The sequence below is a fragment of the Kitasatospora sp. NPDC098652 genome (genome assembly GCF_044760155.1).
Taxonomy (GTDB): Bacteria; Actinomycetota; Actinomycetes; order Streptomycetales; family Streptomycetaceae; genus Kitasatospora.
In genome coordinates, this window is the sequence record NZ_JBIWAQ010000001.1 from 680,297 (window position 1) to 695,874 (window position 15,578).

13 protein-coding genes are annotated in these 15,578 nt (G+C 73.7%); 3 read left to right on the plus strand and 10 right to left on the minus strand.

What is annotated here, in order from left to right:
- Window positions 1–148 precede the first annotated feature (148 nt).
- Window positions 149–538: a hypothetical protein gene (locus ACIQWA_RS03015; protein WP_360243785.1), complete on the minus strand. Its 390-nt coding sequence runs from the start codon at window positions 536–538 to the stop codon at window positions 149–151.
- Window positions 539–641: 103 nt separating this feature from the next.
- Window positions 642–3,677: a hypothetical protein gene (locus ACIQWA_RS03020; protein WP_402477347.1), complete on the minus strand. Its 3,036-nt coding sequence runs from the start codon at window positions 3,675–3,677 to the stop codon at window positions 642–644.
- Window positions 3,678–3,950: 273 nt separating this feature from the next.
- On the opposite strand from ACIQWA_RS03020, the gene ACIQWA_RS03025 reads away from it, so the two are divergent.
- The gene (locus ACIQWA_RS03025) at window positions 3,951–5,396 is read left to right on the plus strand and encodes an aminopeptidase P family protein (protein WP_402477350.1); all 1,446 of its coding nucleotides are present in this window, start codon (window positions 3,951–3,953) and stop codon (window positions 5,394–5,396) included.
- 100 nt (window positions 5,397–5,496) lie between these two features.
- On the opposite strand, the gene ACIQWA_RS03030 is transcribed toward ACIQWA_RS03025, so the two are convergent.
- The 7 genes from ACIQWA_RS03030 to ACIQWA_RS03060 all read right to left on the minus strand — a co-directional run bounded on the left by ACIQWA_RS03030 (window position 5,497) and on the right by ACIQWA_RS03060 (window position 12,286).
- Window positions 5,497–5,943, minus strand: a complete 447-nt coding sequence (locus ACIQWA_RS03030) for a GNAT family N-acetyltransferase (protein WP_360236652.1) — start codon at window positions 5,941–5,943, stop codon at window positions 5,497–5,499.
- Between the two features lie 110 nt (window positions 5,944–6,053).
- Window positions 6,054–6,725 carry a class I SAM-dependent methyltransferase gene (locus tag ACIQWA_RS03035; protein WP_402477352.1) on the minus strand — a complete coding sequence of 224 codons (672 nt, stop codon included), beginning with the start codon at window positions 6,723–6,725 and terminating at the stop codon, window positions 6,054–6,056.
- 30 nt (window positions 6,726–6,755) lie between these two features.
- On the minus strand, window positions 6,756–8,024 hold the full coding sequence (locus ACIQWA_RS03040) for a sugar ABC transporter permease (RefSeq protein ID WP_402477871.1): 1,269 nt from the start codon (window positions 8,022–8,024) through the stop codon (window positions 6,756–6,758).
- Between the two features lie 71 nt (window positions 8,025–8,095).
- Window positions 8,096–8,875, minus strand: a complete 780-nt coding sequence (locus ACIQWA_RS03045; RefSeq protein ID WP_360236646.1) for an ATP-binding cassette domain-containing protein — start codon at window positions 8,873–8,875, stop codon at window positions 8,096–8,098.
- Window positions 8,876–8,959: 84 nt separating this feature from the next.
- Window positions 8,960–10,084, minus strand: coding sequence for a sugar ABC transporter substrate-binding protein (locus tag ACIQWA_RS03050; RefSeq protein ID WP_402477355.1), 1,125 nt, complete (start codon window positions 10,082–10,084; stop codon window positions 8,960–8,962).
- 137 nt (window positions 10,085–10,221) lie between these two features.
- Window positions 10,222–11,607 carry a sensor histidine kinase gene (locus ACIQWA_RS03055; RefSeq protein ID WP_402477357.1) on the minus strand — a complete coding sequence of 462 codons (1,386 nt, stop codon included), beginning with the start codon at window positions 11,605–11,607 and terminating at the stop codon, window positions 10,222–10,224.
- Window position 11,608: 1 nt separating this feature from the next.
- Complete coding sequence (locus ACIQWA_RS03060; RefSeq protein WP_360236637.1) at window positions 11,609–12,286, minus strand: response regulator transcription factor; 678 nt, start codon at window positions 12,284–12,286, stop codon at window positions 11,609–11,611.
- 125 nt (window positions 12,287–12,411) lie between these two features.
- On the opposite strand from ACIQWA_RS03060, the gene ACIQWA_RS03065 reads away from it, so the two are divergent.
- Complete coding sequence (locus tag ACIQWA_RS03065) at window positions 12,412–13,092, plus strand: PepSY domain-containing protein (protein WP_402477361.1); 681 nt, start codon at window positions 12,412–12,414, stop codon at window positions 13,090–13,092.
- A 1-nt stretch (window position 13,093) separates the two neighbouring features.
- Window positions 13,094–13,945: a hypothetical protein gene (locus ACIQWA_RS03070; RefSeq protein ID WP_402477364.1), complete on the plus strand. Its 852-nt coding sequence runs from the start codon at window positions 13,094–13,096 to the stop codon at window positions 13,943–13,945.
- Between the two features lie 142 nt (window positions 13,946–14,087).
- Here the strand turns inward: ACIQWA_RS03070 and paaK are convergent, their stop codons facing one another.
- Window positions 14,088–15,422, minus strand: a complete 1,335-nt coding sequence (paaK, locus tag ACIQWA_RS03075) for a phenylacetate--CoA ligase PaaK (RefSeq protein ID WP_402477367.1) — start codon at window positions 15,420–15,422, stop codon at window positions 14,088–14,090.
- Between the last annotated feature and the right edge of the window lie 156 nt (window positions 15,423–15,578).

The window sequence follows — 15,578 nt, forward strand, 5'->3', positions numbered from 1 at the left end:
GCGACCGCTCTGACGATCCTTCGGAGCCAGGCACTCCCGGGCCTGGAACGCCCTCGACAACGCCGCATCCGGTGAACTCCTCATCGTTGGCCGGAACGAAACGCTCGGACGCTAACGGGAGGCGGCAGACGATCGGTGAACGACGCGATCAGTGGCCTTCCTCCACCGGGAACGGCCCGGTGGCCCAGTGCAGCCGCGCCGGGCCGCTGCTCGGCCGGTCGTGGTGCAGGTGGCGGCGGCCCTCGCCGAGGGTGCCGAGGTCGAGCGGGGCCAGCGTGCCGACGGCCAGGGCGGTGGACTCCTGGCCGGTGAGCGGCACGACCGTCAGGTAGGAGGCGTCGTCACCGCCCGACCAGTTCGTGAACTCGGTGCGGATCCAGCCGAACCGCTGCGCGCAGGCCAGGCAGCGGCGGATGGACACCGAGAAGTGCGGGTCGGCCACCACCGCCGCCTCGTACGCGAAGCCCTCCCGCTGGCGCGCCCACACCGCCTCCGGGTCCTCGCCGTAGCACTCCGCGCAGCCGAACCTTCCGCTCACCCCGCCCCCTTCCGCGCACCCCGGCGCCCTTGTCCCGTCGCGCTGCTCCGTACGGGCCCGGCCGGTGCCGACCGGCCGGGCCCGCCGTTCAGCCTACGAACGCTCAGCCCCAGTTGCCGACCAGCGGCTGGTCGCCCCAGTTGCCGAAGCGGGTGCCGTAGACGGTCAGGGTGCCCTCCTTGGCCGATCCGTAGAAGCTCCGGTCGCTGGGCCGGTAGACGCCGACGGTGTCGGTCCCGGTTCCGTCCCAGTCGCCCTTGATCGGGATGTCGCCGATGTTGCCGTACTGGAAGGTGTGGTCCGCCTGCCCGCCCGGCGTGTTGGTGTCACGCAGGTAGAACGTCCGGGTGCCGGGGTCGTAGGCACCGATGGTGGTGCGGCCGCTGCCGCTCCAGTTGCCGACCAGCGGGGTCCACCCGGGGTTGCCGAACTTGAGCGAGTAGGTGGGGTTCGCGTTGTCGTCGCTGAGGTAGAAGGTCTGGTCGCCGGGCCGGTAGACGCCGATGGTGGTGCGGCCGGTGCCGCTCCAGTCGCCGACCACCGGGAGGTCGCCGGTGTTGCCGTAGCGGTACGTGCTGGTGGTGCCGTCGGCCTTGGGCAGCACGAAGGTGGACGTCGCCCGGTGGTAGACGCCGATGGTGTCGGTGCCGGGGCCGTTCCAGTGGCCGGTCAGCGGGACGTCGTCCGGGTCGGTGAACAGCGGGGAGGTGCCGGAGCCGCCGAGGAAGACGTCGTTGTGGCTGTTCTCGCTGACGCTGCGGTCACCGGGCCGGTAGATGCCGACGCCGGAGGCGGCCGGGGTCGGCGTGGCGTTGATGACCGCCGTGCCGATGGCGCGCTGGCGCTGGGTGGTGAGCGGCCAGTCGGCGCCCTGCTGGGAGTTGAGCCAGCGGAAGTTCTGGAGGTAGACGACCCGGGGGTGCTGGGCCGCGATGGCGCGGTAGTCGGCGTTGTTGGCGGCGATCTGCGCGTCCGGGGCCGTCCCGCAGGCCCCCATGTTCTTGCTGAACGACTCCGGGAACATCACCAGGTGCTGGTCGGGCGAGGCCAGGGCGCCCTGCAACGCGGCCAGTTCCTGTTCCAGGGTGCCGCGGCCGGGGCAGTAGTCGTCGAAGCCGACCAGGTCGACGCCGCTCGGCACCGGCGAGGTCAGGTGCGCCGTGTCCGTGGTGTAGGCCAGCATCTTGCCGGGGAAGGCGTCCCGGACCTGGTTGACCTGGGTCTGCACCTGGCCGGCGTCGAAGCCGTGGTAGTAGGGCTCGTCCAGGGTGTAGATCGCGGAGAGCTTGTCCAGGTTGGCGCCGATCCGGGCGGCCAGCCCGGCCAGCGCCGCCGGGGCGTCCGGGTTGGGCGTGCTCACCGGCCAGGTCGGCGTGGGCACCGCGACCTGCTTGCTGACGTCGATGACGCAGGAGGCGGGGCGGCAGTAGTCCAGGAAACCGGCGTAGCGCGGATCGGTGAGGTCCTGGCCGACGAAGCTGTTCATGTTCGTCCAGGGGAACAGCTCGGCGCTGTGGTCGAGGTTGTTGTTGAACTGGTCCGGGTCCATGACGTCGAAGTAGCCGTAGTAGTCCAGCCCGCCGAGCATGCTGACCCGCAGGTCGTCGGCGGTGGTGACGGTGCCGGGGGTGCTGCGCTGCGCGCCGAGGTGCAGGTAGCCGTCCCGGGGCAGGGCGGCCGGGGTCTGTCCGGCGAAGACCGTGGTGCCGTCCACGGTGACGACGGCCTGCCGGGCGGCACCGCCCGCGAGGGTGAGTGCGACGTCGTGGGTGCCGGAGCCGGCCGGGACGGCGCCGCTCAGCAACGGCAGCGGCGTACCGCCCTGGTAGAGCTTGAGCGTGCCGTCGGCCTGGAGCCTGAGCCCGAGGGCGACGTCGTCGGTGTCCACCGCGCCGGTGGCGCCGGAGGCGTTGCTGACCAGCAGGGTCGCGGCGTCCGTGCCGCTGGTGCGGCCGACGGCCGGGGTCAGCCGGGCCTGCACCGTGTAGGAGCCGGACAGGTCCGCGGTGACGGGCTTGCCCAGCCGGACGGCGGCGGTGCCCTGCGGGAAGGACAGCGCGTTGGGCGCGGCGGGGCTGTTGACCCGGACCGAACCCGGCGGGGGTGTCGCGGCCAGGCCCTTGGTGCCGGACACCGCCGTGTAGTTGGCCGAGACCAGGGTCGGCTGGCGGGCGCTCAGGTCGTCGTTCAGGCCGCCGTCGCCGCCCGCCGGAGCGCCGTCGAAGGTGTCCACGAAGGGCTTCGCCCCGGCTGTCGCGGCGGCGTCGATCCGGCTGACGTTCACACCCGTGCCGCTGCCGTCACCGAAGGTCGTCAGCTCGCCGGGGTTGGACAGGTACGCCCCCAGGTAGAGGAACGCGCTGCTCGGCCAGCGGTTGACCGACCCGGGGCCGGTGACGGTGAACGCGGTGCCGTTGACCGTCAGGGTCACGGCCCGGTCCGCGCCGGTCGACACCTTCACCGCGACCGCGTACCGGTCGGCCGGCGCCACCGAGCCCTGCCAGAACGGGGTTTCACCGCCCCCGCCGTGGAACAGCGCCAGCTTCCCGGCCGAGGTGACGGTCAGCCCCAGGTCCACGTCCGCGTTGGTGACGTACCCGTTGGCGCGGTGGCTGCGGCTGAGCACCAGCGAGGCCCAGTCACCGCTGGTCGTGTCCCCCACCGCCGGATCCACCACCGTGGAGACGGTGTACGAGCCGTCGGCGTCCGCGATCACCGGCGCTCCCAGCATGACCGCCGAGATCCCGGTGGTGAACACCAGCCGGTTCGGCTGGTCCGGGGTGCTGACCTGGACGTACGAGGAGTCCGGTGCCACCGAGGTGTCCCAGCGGCCGGAGGTCCTCGTCCAGGAGACCGTCCGGGCGCTGCCCTGCTGGCGCTGGTCCAGGCCGACGTTCAACCCGCGCAGCGGCGCGGTGTTGAGCGCCGGACTCTGCCGGAAGGAGTCGGCGAACGGGCCCGCTGCCGTGAGGTTCACCGGCACCGGAGGTGCGGAGGCGGGTGCGGAGGCGGGTGCAGAGGCGGGTGCGGAGCCGAGGGCGGCGGCGGGCGCGGCGGCCAAGCCCGCCGGCGCCACGGCCAGTCCGAGCAGCACCGCCGCGGCCGTCAGGCCCCGGCCGGTGCGTCGTATCAGTGTCACCGAGTCAACTCCCGGTCGTCGGAGCGGTCGGCACCGGGTCCGGGCCGCCGCAGGGGCGAGCGGCCCGGTCGTGCGCGCGCGCACCGGTCCTCCCCCGCCGGGATGGTAGGCGATGTGTGCGAACAGCCGTGGCCGGTTCCCGGATCCGGCACCTGCCCCTTCTCTTCGGACGCCGTTCGATATACGGTACACAACGCTTGTTACGTACCCGTGTACCAGGCAGGTCGGCGCGACGAGGCGCCGCATCTCCCCGCCCCCTCAGGAGAGTTCGCTGTGACCGAGCCCACCGAAGCCACCGAGACCATCAAGTACCGCAAGAACGGCCTCACCCGCGGGGTCACCGAGGAACTCGCCGAGAGCATGAAGCGCGGCTGGGCCGACACCGAGCGCCACGCCCTGGAGCCGATCCCGCAGGCCGCCCACACCGAGCGCCGCCGGGCCGCGCTGTCCGCCGCCTTCCCCGGCGAGCTGCTGGTGGTCCCGTCCGGCAACCCCAAGGTGCGGGCCAACGACACCGACTACCCGTTCCGCCCCTCCTCCGACTACGTGTACCTGACCGGCGACCAGTCCCAGGACGCCGTACTGGTCCTGGAGCCCACCGGCGCGAGCGGCCACCGCGCGGTGCTCTACCTGCGCAACCGCTCCGACATCGAGAGCGGCGAGTTCTGGCTCGACAACCACGGCGAACTGTGGGACGGCCGCCGCAACAGCCTCACCGAGAGCGAGAAGCTCTTCGGCCTGCCCTGCCGGGACGTCCGCACCGCGCACGCCGACCTGGCCGCGGCCACCGCCCCGGTCCGGGTGCTGCGCCGGCACGACGCCGGGGTGGAGGCCGCCGTCGGCGGGCGCGCGAACCCCGAGCGGGACGCCGAGTTCGAGGTCTTCCTCTCCGGCATGCGGCTGGTGAAGGACGAGTTCGAGATCGCCCAGCTGCGCCACGCCTGCCGGGCCACCGCCCGCGGCTTCGAGGACGTGGTGCGCGTCCTGGGCACGGACGCCGCGACGCCGGAGCGCCTGATCGAGGGCACCTTCTTCGTCCGCGCCCGGCTGGAGGGCAACGACGTCGGCTACAGCACCATCGCCGCCGCCGGGCCGCACGCCACCACCCTGCACTGGGTGCGCAACAACGGCCAGGCCCGCCCCGGCGACCTGCTGCTGCTCGACGCGGGCGTGGAGACGAACGAGCTCTACACCGCCGACGTGACCCGCACCCTGCCGGTCTCCGGCCGCTTCACCGACGTCCAGCGCAAGGTCTACGACGCGGTGCACGCCGCCCAGGAGGCCGGCATCGCCGCCGTGCGGCCGGGCGCGGACTTCCGCGACTTCCACCACGCCGCCCAGCGCGAACTGGCCGAACACCTCACCGCCTGGGGCCTGTTCGGCGACCTCACCGCCGACAAGGTGTACGAGCTGGGCCTGCACCGCCGCTTCACCCTGGCCGGGACGGGCCACATGCTCGGCCTCGACGTCCACGACTGCGCCCACTCCCGCACCGAGGAGCACGTCGACGGCACGCTGCTGCCGGGCATGGTGCTCACCGTCGAACCGGGCCTGTACTTCCAGCAGAACGACCTCACCGTGCCGGAGGAGTTCCGGGGCATCGGGGTCCGGATCGAGGACGACATCCTGGTCACCGAGGACGGCAACGAGAACCTCTCCGCCGACCTCCCCCGCGGCTCCGCCGAGGTCGAGGCCTGGCTGGCCGAGCTGCGCGGCTGACGGCTCCGCGGCTGACGGCTCCGCGGCCGACTGCCCAAGTGGTGGCCCAGGCCTGCCTTGGGCCACCACTCCGGCGGGCGCCGCGCCTAATCCGCCGCGCCTAACCCGCGGCGCCGGCAAGGGGCTTGACCCAGCGGCTCCACTGCGGTTCGGGGTGGTAACCGGCGGCCTGCCAGGTGCGGTGGCCGAGGGCGTTGTCGTCCAGCACCATGGCGTCGGCCCGGCGGCCGCCGAGCGCGGCGAAGCGCTCCTCGGCGGCGGCCAGCAGGGCGGCGCCGATGCCCCGGCGGCGGTGGTCGGGGTCGACGGCGAGGCGGTACAGGTGGCACCGCCAGCCGTCCCAGCCCGCGATGACGGTGCCCAGCGGGGTGCCGGGGTCGTCGGCCGCCGCGGCGACGATCAGGCACTCCGGGTCCCGGGCGAGCAGCGCGGCCACGCCCGCCTCGTCGTCGGTGATGCTGGTGCCCTTGGCGGCCCGGGCCCAGAGCGCGAGCAGGGCGGGGATCTCCTCGGGCCGGGCGGGGCGCAGCACGATCTGTTCGGTCATGCCGGCCTGTCTAGCAGGGGGTCCGGCCGGGCCGCCCGGAATTCCGGGTCGTGGACGGGACGCCGGGAGGGGACGGGCCGCCGGAAGGATCGGGTGGGAACGGCCGACGGTCAGCCGAGGCGCCACACCGTGGTGGTCTTGACCGAGGCGTCCTCCAGGTCCGCCACCACCGGCACCTGGTACGCGGCCACCGCGGTGAACCGGTCCCGGGGCAGGTAGGCCCGGCCCGGATCGCCGACGATGACGGTGGCGCCGCGGGCGGCGGCCCGTTCCAGGAAGGGCAGGAAGCGGGCGGCCATCTCCCGTTCGTAGAACACGTCACCGGCCAGCACCACCTCGGCCGGGGCGCCGTCCCCGTCCACCAGGTCGACCAGCGCGCCGTCCACCCGTACGCCGTTGGCCTCGCCGTTCAGGCCGATGGCGGCGACCGCGTAGGCGTCGATCTCGGCGGCCCGCACCTGCGTCGCGCCGCACAGCGCGGCCGCCACGCCGACCAGCCCGGAGCCGGCCGCGATGTCCAGTACGGCCCGTCCGTCGACCAGTTCGGGGTGGTCCAGCACGTAGCGCGCGACCGCGACCCCGCCGGCCCAGGCGAAGGCCCAGAACGGCGGGGGCAGTCCGGCGCGGCCGCGCTCGCGCTCGGTGGTCTCCCACAGCGCGATGGCGTCCTGCGCCATGTGGAGGCGGATCTCGGGCACGAAGGGGACGGGCGTCAGCTCGGTCTCGCGCAGGATGAACGCCTGATCGGTGTCCGGTCGATGAACTCGCAGCTCACTCGGCATGCCCGCAGCATAGGGCCGATCGGACCGGGCTCACGCCCGCCCGGCGGCCCGCTGGGTGCGCCGGGCCAGCGAGTCGACCACGACGGCGGCCAGCAGCACCGCGCCGGTGATCATGAACTGGATGGCGTTGCTCAGGCCCTGGATGTTCATCCCGGACTGGATCGAGCCGATCACCAGCGCGCCCAGCAGCGCCGACCAGGTCTTGCCGCGCCCGCCGAACAGGCTGGTGCCGCCGATGACGGCCGCCGCGATGGCGTTCATCAGCAGGTTGCCGCCGCCGGAGGTCTGGCTGGCGGACTGGATCTGCGCGGCCAGGAACAGGCCGCCGATGGCGGCCATGGTGGAGCAGATGGCGAAGACGCTGATCCGGATCCACGAGACGTTGATGCCGGCCCGGCGGGCGCCCTCGATGTTGCCGCCGAGCGCGAACACCTGGCGGCCGTACGTGGTGCGGCGCAGCACGAAGTCCAGCACCACGATGAGGATCAGGAAGATCAGCAGGGCCAGCGGCAGCCCCTTGTACTGGTTGAGGGTGTAGGCGGCGAGGAAGGCGATCACCGCCAGCAGCACGGTCCGCAGCACGATGTCGGCGACCGGCCGGGACGGCACGCCCGAGGCCTGCCGTCGGCGGGCGTCGACCAGCGAGGCGAACAGGAACAGCAGCACGCCGACGGCCGCCGTGCCGTACGCGGCGATCTGCTGGCCGTAGATGGTGCTGTAGAGCCGGGAGACGATGTCCTTGCCGGAGAGGTTGACGGTGCCGCTGGCGCCGAGCACCTGGAGCATCAGGCCGTTCCAGCCGAGGTTGCCGGCCAGGGTGACGACGAAGGCCGGGACGCCGATCTTGGCGAAGAAGAAGCCGTGGACCGTGCCGACGATCGTCCCGCCGACGATCGCGGTGATCAGGGCGACCCACTGGTTGACGCCGTTGCTGACGTTCAGGACGGCGAAGATCGCCGCGCACAGGCCGCTGACCGAGCCGACCGAGAGGTCGATCTCGCCGAGCAGCAGCACGAAGACCACGCCGATCGCGATCATGCCGGTGCCGACGATCTGCTGGGACAGGTTGGAGAGGTTCTGCGCGGACAGGAAGCTGCTGTTGAGGCTGCCGAACACCGCCCAGATCACGATCAGGGCCAGTACGACGGGCAGCGAGCCCAGTTCGCCGCTGCTCATCCGGCGGCGGAACTCGCCCAGGTAGCCCTTGACGCCCTCCTGGCGGACGATCAGCCGGGGGTCGACTGCGGGGATGGCCTCGGGGGCGACCGGGACGGGCGCGTTGACGCCGCCGGTGGGCATGGAGTCCTCGGGCAGCCGGGGGCGGTGGCGTCCGGGTTCGTCGCCGGGGGTGTTCCCGGGGATGTGGTCGCTCACTGGGAATCCTCCTGGCCACGGGCCCTGCGCCGGGTCACGGCGTTGTCCGTGGCGCCGGTGATGGCCGAGATGATCTCTTCCTGGTTGGTGCTGCGCTTGTCGAAGACGCCGTTGTTGCGGCCGAGGCGCAGCACCGCGACGGTGTCCGCGACGGCCATCACGTCCGCCATGTTGTGGCTGATCAGGATGACGCCGTGGTCCTGCTCGCGCAGCCGCTCGACCAGGTCGAGGACCTGGGCGGTCTGCTCGACGCCGAGGGCGGCGGTCGGCTCGTCCAGCATCACGACCTTGGGCGAGCCGATCAGGGCGCGGGCGATGGCGACGACCTGGCGCTGGCCGCCGGAGAGCGAGGCGACCGGGATCCGCACGCTGGGGATGCGGATGGAGAGGGTGTCCAGCAGGGTCCGGGAGCGCTTCTCCATGGCGACCTCGTCGAGGATGCCGAAGCGCCGGATCTCGCGGCCGAGGAAGAGGTTCCCGACCACGTCGAGGTTGTCGCAGAGCGCGAGGTCCTGGTAGACCGTGGCGATGCCCAACTGCTGGGCGTCCTGCGGCCGGTGGATGCTCACCGGTCGGCCCTGCCACTCGATGGCGCCGTCGTCGGGCTGGTGCACCCCGGCGATCGACTTGACCAGGGTGGACTTCCCGGCGCCGTTGTCGCCGACCAGGGCCAGCACCTCGCCGGCGTGCACCTCGAGTTCGATGTCGGTGAGCGCCTGGACGGCGCCGAACCGTTTGGAGACCCCGCGCAGGGCCAGTACGGTCTCACCTGGCACAGTGACCAACTCCCTTGCCCCGCCTCCGTGGTGGAGGCGGGGCGGTTCGGATTCCGGGCCGCCTACTACTGGAGGCCGGCGCTACTACTGGAGGCCGGCGCTCTTGCAGGCGTCGGCGTAGTCCGGGGTGCAGATCTGGGCGACGGTGTAGAGGCCGTCCTGGACCACGGTGGTCTTGATGTTGTCCTTGTTGACGACGATCGGGGTGATCAGGTTGGCGGGCACCTTGTTGCCGCTGCCGTTGGTCACCGTGGTCGGGACCAGGCCGGCGTCCAGCGCCTTGCCGGCGGCCAGCGCGACGGCCATCTGGCCGGCGATGTCGGTCTCCGGCTTGAACGGCTTGTAGATCGTCATGGTCTGGGACCCGGCCACGATCCGCTGGATGCCGTCGAGCTGGGCGTCCTGGCCGGTGAGCGGGACGCTCAGGCCGGCCGCCTTGAGCGCGGTCGCGACACCCGCGGCCATGCCGTCGTTGGCCGAGTAGGCGCCGACCACGTTCGGCCCGCCGATCGCGGTGATCGCGGCGGCGGCCTCCTGGTTGGCGGTGTTCGGGTCCCACTGGGGGGTGTCGTACTCCTTGCCGATCTTGAGCTTGCCGTCGATCGCGCTGTGCGCGCCGGCCTTGAAGTCGGCCGCGTTGGGGTCGGTCGGCGAGCCGTTGATCATGAAGATCTCGCCCGCGTTCGCCTTGCCGCCGACCGCCGCGACCAGGGCCTGGCCCTGGAGCTCACCGACCTTGTGGTTGTCGAAGGACACGTACGCGTCGGCCGGGCCCTGGGCCAGCCGGTCGTAGGCGAGCACCTTGACGCCCGCGTCGTGGGCCTTCTGGACGGAGGACTGGATCGACTTGGCGTCCACCGCGTCCAGGATCAGCACCTTGTCGCCCTTGGTCAGGGCGGTGTCCACCTGGGTCTGCTGGAGGGTCGCGTCCTGGTTGGCGTTGTAGTAGTCGATCTGGGCGTCCGGCGCCAGTTCCTTGATCTTCTTCTCGATCAGCGGGCGGTCGAACTGCTCGTAGCGGGTGGTCTTGCTCTCCGGCAGCAGCAGACCGATCCGCACCGCGCCGACCGCCCCGCCTCCGCTCGCGGCGGCGGAGCCCGACGAACCGCCGCCCGACGAGGACTGCTTGGCGCTGCCGCAGGACGCCGCGCCGAGGCCGAGGGAAACCACTGCGGTCACCGCGAGGACGCGGCGGAGCCTGTTGCTCATCGGGAAGCCTCTCCGATCGAATCCGCCCCCCTGCCCTCCGAGTCTGGGAAGCCATCAGCTCCTCCACGACCCAGGTGCGCCAAACGGGGGCGTGCCGGGGCCGTCGGGCCGCGGCTCGTGGGCGCCCGGTGCGGTCGCTACGCCCCCGCCAGCGGCAGCGCCGCGGTGAGCCGGGCACCGGCCTCCGTCGGGGTGACGGTGAGGGTGCCACCGTGGTGGCGGGCGATGTCGCGGGCGATCGGCAGGCCCAGGCCGCTGCCGCCGTGGTCGCGGGAGCGGGCGTCGTCGAGGCGGGTGAAGCGTTCGAAGACCCGTTCCCGGTCGGCGGGCGGGATGCCGGGGCCGTCGTCCTCGACGTCCAGCAGGGCGAGGCCGCGCTCGGGGTCGACGGCCAGCCGGACGTGCACGGTGGTGGCGGCGTGCCGCTCGGCGTTGTCCAGCAGGTTGGTGAGCAGCCGGCCGAGCCAGAGCGGAATGCCGTCGACGGCGACGGCGGGGGCGAGGTCGGTGGTGCGGCGGTGCGGGCCGGGCGGGCGGGCCAGCACGGTGGTGGCGACCAGTTCGGTGAGGTCGGTCCGCCGGCGCGGGCGGTCGTCGGTGCCGCCGGCGTCGAGGCGGGCGAGCAGCAGCAGGTCGGTGGCGAGGGTCTGCAGCCGGTCGGTGTCCGCCAGGGCGCCGTGCACCAGCTCGGCACGGACCGCCGGGTCCGGGTGGGTGTCGGCGACCTCCAGCTGGGTGCGCAGCACGGCGAGCGGGCTGCGCAGCTCGTGCGAGGCGTCGGCGATGAACTCGCGCTGGCGGCGGCCGGAGGCCTCCAGCCGGTCGAGCATCGCGTTCATGGTGGCGGCGAGCCGGGCGATCTCGTCGGCGGTGCCCGGCTCGGGGACGCGGCGGTGCAGGTCCTGGCCGGTGATGGCGTCGACCTCGGCGCGGATCGCCTCCACCGGCCGCAGCGCCTGCCCGGTGACCTTCCAGGTGACCACCACCCCGGTGAGCAGCAGCAGCGGGCAGGCGACGGCGAGGCCGGCCTGGGTGATGTCCATGGCCTCGTCGGCGGCGCGCAGCGAGGCGCCCGCGTACACGGTGACCGGGCCGGTCGGGGTGTCGGCGGTGACGGCGGCGAGCCGCTGGCGGTGGTGCTCGTACAGCGGGTCGACGTCGTCGGTGGTGTGCGAGCCGGTGCGCCCGGCGGCGGGAAGGGCGGGGCGGCCGGCCAGGTTGGGGCTGGCCGCGAGGACGCTGCCGCGGGCGTCGACGACCTGGAGGAAGTCGGTGCCGTGCGCGGCGTGCAGGACGGGTGTCAGCCGTCCCTGGGCGGCGAGTTGGGCGACCGAGTCGGCCTGCTGCCGGGTGGCGGAGGCGGCGGAGGCGACCAGGTCGGCGCGGACGGCGGCGAGCAGTCCGGCACCGGCCAGGGCGAGGGCCGCGGCCAGCACCGTACCGGCGGCCGCGGTGGCCCGGGCGCGTACCGTCCGGGGGACGAACCGGCGGAGCTGGGCGGGTAGTCGGCGAAGGCGGCGCACCTCAGCCGCCGGCCGGGTCGAGCCGGTAGCCGGCGCCGCGCATGGTCTGCAGGGCGGCCCGGCCGAAGGGCGCGTCGATCTTGCGCCGCAGGGCGTGGACGTGCACCTCGACGATGCTCGGGTCGGCGTCGTGGTGGGCGTCCCAGACGTGGTCGAGGATCTCGCGCTTGGAGACCACCGTGCCGGCCCGGGCGGCGAGGTGCTCCAGGATGGCGAACTCCCGGGCGGTCAGGTGGGTGGGGGTGCCGGCCCGGGTGCAGGTCCGGGCGTTGGCGTCCAGCACGAGGTCGCCGAGGGTGTGCAGCCGGGGGCGCTGCTGGTCGATCCGGCGGTGCAGGGCGCGCAGCCGGGCGAGCAGGACGACGAAGGAGAAGGGCTTGGCGAGGTAGTCGTCCGCACCGGTGTCCAGGGCCTCGGCCTCGTCCCACTCGCCGTCCTTGGCGGTGAGCATCAGGATCCCGGCCCGGCAGCCGGCCGCGCGCAGCCGGGCGCAGACCCGGTAGCCGTTGAGGCCGGGCAGCATGATGTCGAGGACGATCACGTCGTAGGGGTGGCGCTCGGCGAGGGCGAGGCCCTCGGGGCCGTTGTGGGCGGTGTCCACGGTGTGGCCGTCGGCCTCCAGGCCGCGCCGCAGCGCGGTGGCCATCCGCTGTTCGTCCTCCACGACGAGTATGTGCATCCGTTCAGGGTGCCAGGCGGTCGTGGGCGATCTTGCGGCGGCTTAAGCGTGGGTTCAGGAACGGTCCGCCATGATCGCCGGGCGCGGAGCGCAGCACCGCACTTCCCAGGCAAGGAGCACACGCGATGACCGAACCCCAGTCGTCCTTCACCCCGTCGTCCGGCGAGGAGCCGGAGGTCCCCGAACTGCCGCCGCTGGCGCCCCGGCGCGGTCGCGCGCAGCGGCTGCGCGCCTGGGCGGGCGGCAAGGAGCGCCGGCTCGCCGCCGGGGTGGTGACGGTGGCGCTGCTCGGCGCGGGCGGGCTGGCGGTCGCGGCGGCGGCCCACGAGGGGCACGGGGAGAGTGGCCGCGGGCACCACGAGGCGGCGGCCTCGGCCGAGGACGGCGCCGGGCGCGGCTCGGGGCACGGGGACGGGCGCGGCTCCGAGCGCGGGGACGGGCGCGGGCAGGAGCAGGGGCGCGGCCGTGGGCACGGGCACGGGCAGCAGCGCGGCGGCGAAGGCCAGGAGCAGGGCCAGGGCCGTGCGCAGGGCCAGGGCCAGGGCCGGGCGCAGGGCCAGGCGCCCGCCCCGCTGCCCTCGGTCGGCGCCTCCGCCGCCCTGGAGAAGGCCCAGGCCGCCGTGCCGGGCGGCCGCGCCGAGTCGCTGCGCCGGATCACCGAGCAGGGCGGCGGCGCCGCCTGGGCCGTGTCGGTCGTCGGCCAGGACGGCGTGCGCCACCTGGTGACGGTGGACGGCACCAGCGGTGAGCTGACCTCCAACACCACCGCCGGGAACGCCGGTGCCGTCGACGGCGCCGAGGGCTGACATGGCCCACCCCACGACGACCCGCCCCGCCGCCGGCCGGCCTGCGCCCGACCGCCCCGCCACCGGCCGCCCCGCCCCTGGCCACCCCGGCCGCCCCGGGCGCTCCGGCGCCAGCAAGGTGCCCGCCGTCGACGGCTGGTTCTGGCTGGTGAAGGTGCTGACCACCGGCATGGGCGAGACGCTCTCCGACTTCCTCGCCAAGACCTTCGACCCGGTCCTGGCGGTGGCCGCCGCCGGGCTGCTGCTCGCCGTCGCCCTGCTGGTGCAGCTGCGGACCCGGCGCTGCGTGCCCGGGCTGTACTGGGCGGTGGTCGTCCTGGTCAGCGTGTTCGGCACGATGGTCGCCGACGTGGCGCACGTCGCGCTCGGCGTCCCGTACGCGCTGTCGGCCGGCTCGCTGGCGGTGGCGCTGGCGGTGCTGTTCCTGCTCTGGCACCGGGTGGAGGGCTCGCTGGCGATCGACCGCGTGACCGGGCTGCGCCGGGAGCTGTTCTACTGGGCGGCCGTGCTGGTGACCTTCGCCCTGGGCACCGCGCTGGGCGACCTGACGGCGGCCACCCTGCACCTCGGCTACCTGGTGGCCGGGCTGGGCTTCGCGCTGCTGATCGCGGTCCCGGCGGTGGCGGCCCGGTCCGGCTGGGTGGGCCCGGTGGCCGGGTTCTGGTGGGCGTACGTGCTGACCCGTCCGCTGGGCGCCTCCTTCGCGGACTGGCTCGGCGTGGGCGCCGACCGCGGCGGCATCGGCCTGGGCACCGGCCCGGTCAGCCTGGCCCTGGCGGTGCTGATGGCGGTGTCGCTGGCGCTCGCCGCGCGGGCGCACCGTCGGGCGGCGGCTGGACTCTCCGCCCACTGAGCGTCTACATTGCTGTAGACGTCGGAGGCGCACGGCATCACCCCCCGGACAGCCGTGCGCCTCCGGCCTCCTCCACCGGCCCCCCGCCGGACCCCGCCGGACCCCGCCGGACCCCCGCAGGCCGCTACCCCCGCTGCCCGCGCTACCCCCGCTCGTCGACCACCCGCTTGATCTTCCCGACCGAGCGCTCCAGCGTGTACGGGTCCACCACCTCGACCGCGACCGTCACGCCCACGCCGTCCTTGACCGCCCGGACGATCTCCGCCCGCGCCGCCTCCCGCAGCCCGGCACCCGCCTCCGGGCGGGCCTCCACCCGGACGGTCAGCCGGTCCAGCCGCCCCTCCCTGGTCAGCCGCAGCTGGAAGTGCGGCGCGACCCCCGGGGTGCGCAGCAGGATCTCCTCGATCTGGGTCGGGAAGAGGTTCACCCCGCGCAGGATGATCATGTCGTCGCTGCGCCCGGTGACCCGCTCCATCCGCCGGAAGGCCGGCCGCGCGGTGCCCGGCAGCAGCCGGCTGAGGTCGCGGGTGCGGTAGCGGACGATCGGCAGCGCCTCCTTGGTCAGCGAGGTGAACACCAGCTCGCCGCCCTCCCCCTGCGGGAGCACCTCGTCACCGAGCGGGTCCACCACCTCCGGGTAGAAGTGGTCCTCCCAGATGTGCAGGCCGTCCTTGGTCTCCACGCACTCCTGGGCGATCCCGGGGCCGATCACCTCGGAGATGCCGTAGATGTCGACGGCGTGCAGGTCGAGCCGCTCCTCGATCTCCCGCCTCATCTCCTCCGTCCAGGGCTCGGCCCCGAAGATGCCCACTCGCAGCGAGCTGGCGCGCGGGTCCAGGCCCTGCCGGTCGAACTCGTCCAGCAGGGTGAGCAGGTAGGACGGGGTGACCATGATGATCTCGGGGCGGAAGTCCTGGATCAGCTGGACCTGCCGGGCGGTCATCCCGCCGGAGGCCGGGATGACGGTGCAGCCGGCCCGCTCGGCGCCGTAGTGCGCGCCCAGGCCGCCGGTGAACAGCCCGTAGCCGTACGCGATGTGCACCTTGTGCCCGGCCCGGCCGCCGGCCGCGCGGATCGAGCGGGCCACCACGTCGGCCCACACGGAGAGGTCGTGCTCGGTGTAGCCGACGACGGTCGGGCGCCCGGTGGTGCCGCTGGAGGCGTGGAGCCGGCGGACCCGCTCCATCGGGACGGCGAACATCCCGAAGGGGTAGCCCTCGCGCAGGTCGGCCTTGGTGGTGAAGGGGAAGCGGGCGAGGTCGTCCAGGGTGCGGCAGTCCTCGGGGCGCACCCCGGCGGCGTCGAACTTGCGGCGGTAGAGCTCGACGTGGTCGTAGGCGTGCCGCAGGGTGGCCCGGAGCCGGTCGAGCTGGTGGGCGCGCAGTTCGTCGACGCCCATCCGCTCTCCGGCGTCCAGGAGCCCGGGCGGAATCGGCTCCCCCAGGCGTCGGTCGGGGTCGGACGCACGGCCGGTCATCGTCGCTCCTTCGCAGGTCGGACGGGACTGGGAGCCCTACCGATCGTTCGGTCAGGACAAGCCCAGGCCAAGTAATCCAGCACCCGAACCACCTGTCAAGGGATCGCACGGCGTTCCCGGAATGTGCGGTTCCGGTGCGTTCGTACCGGTCCACCC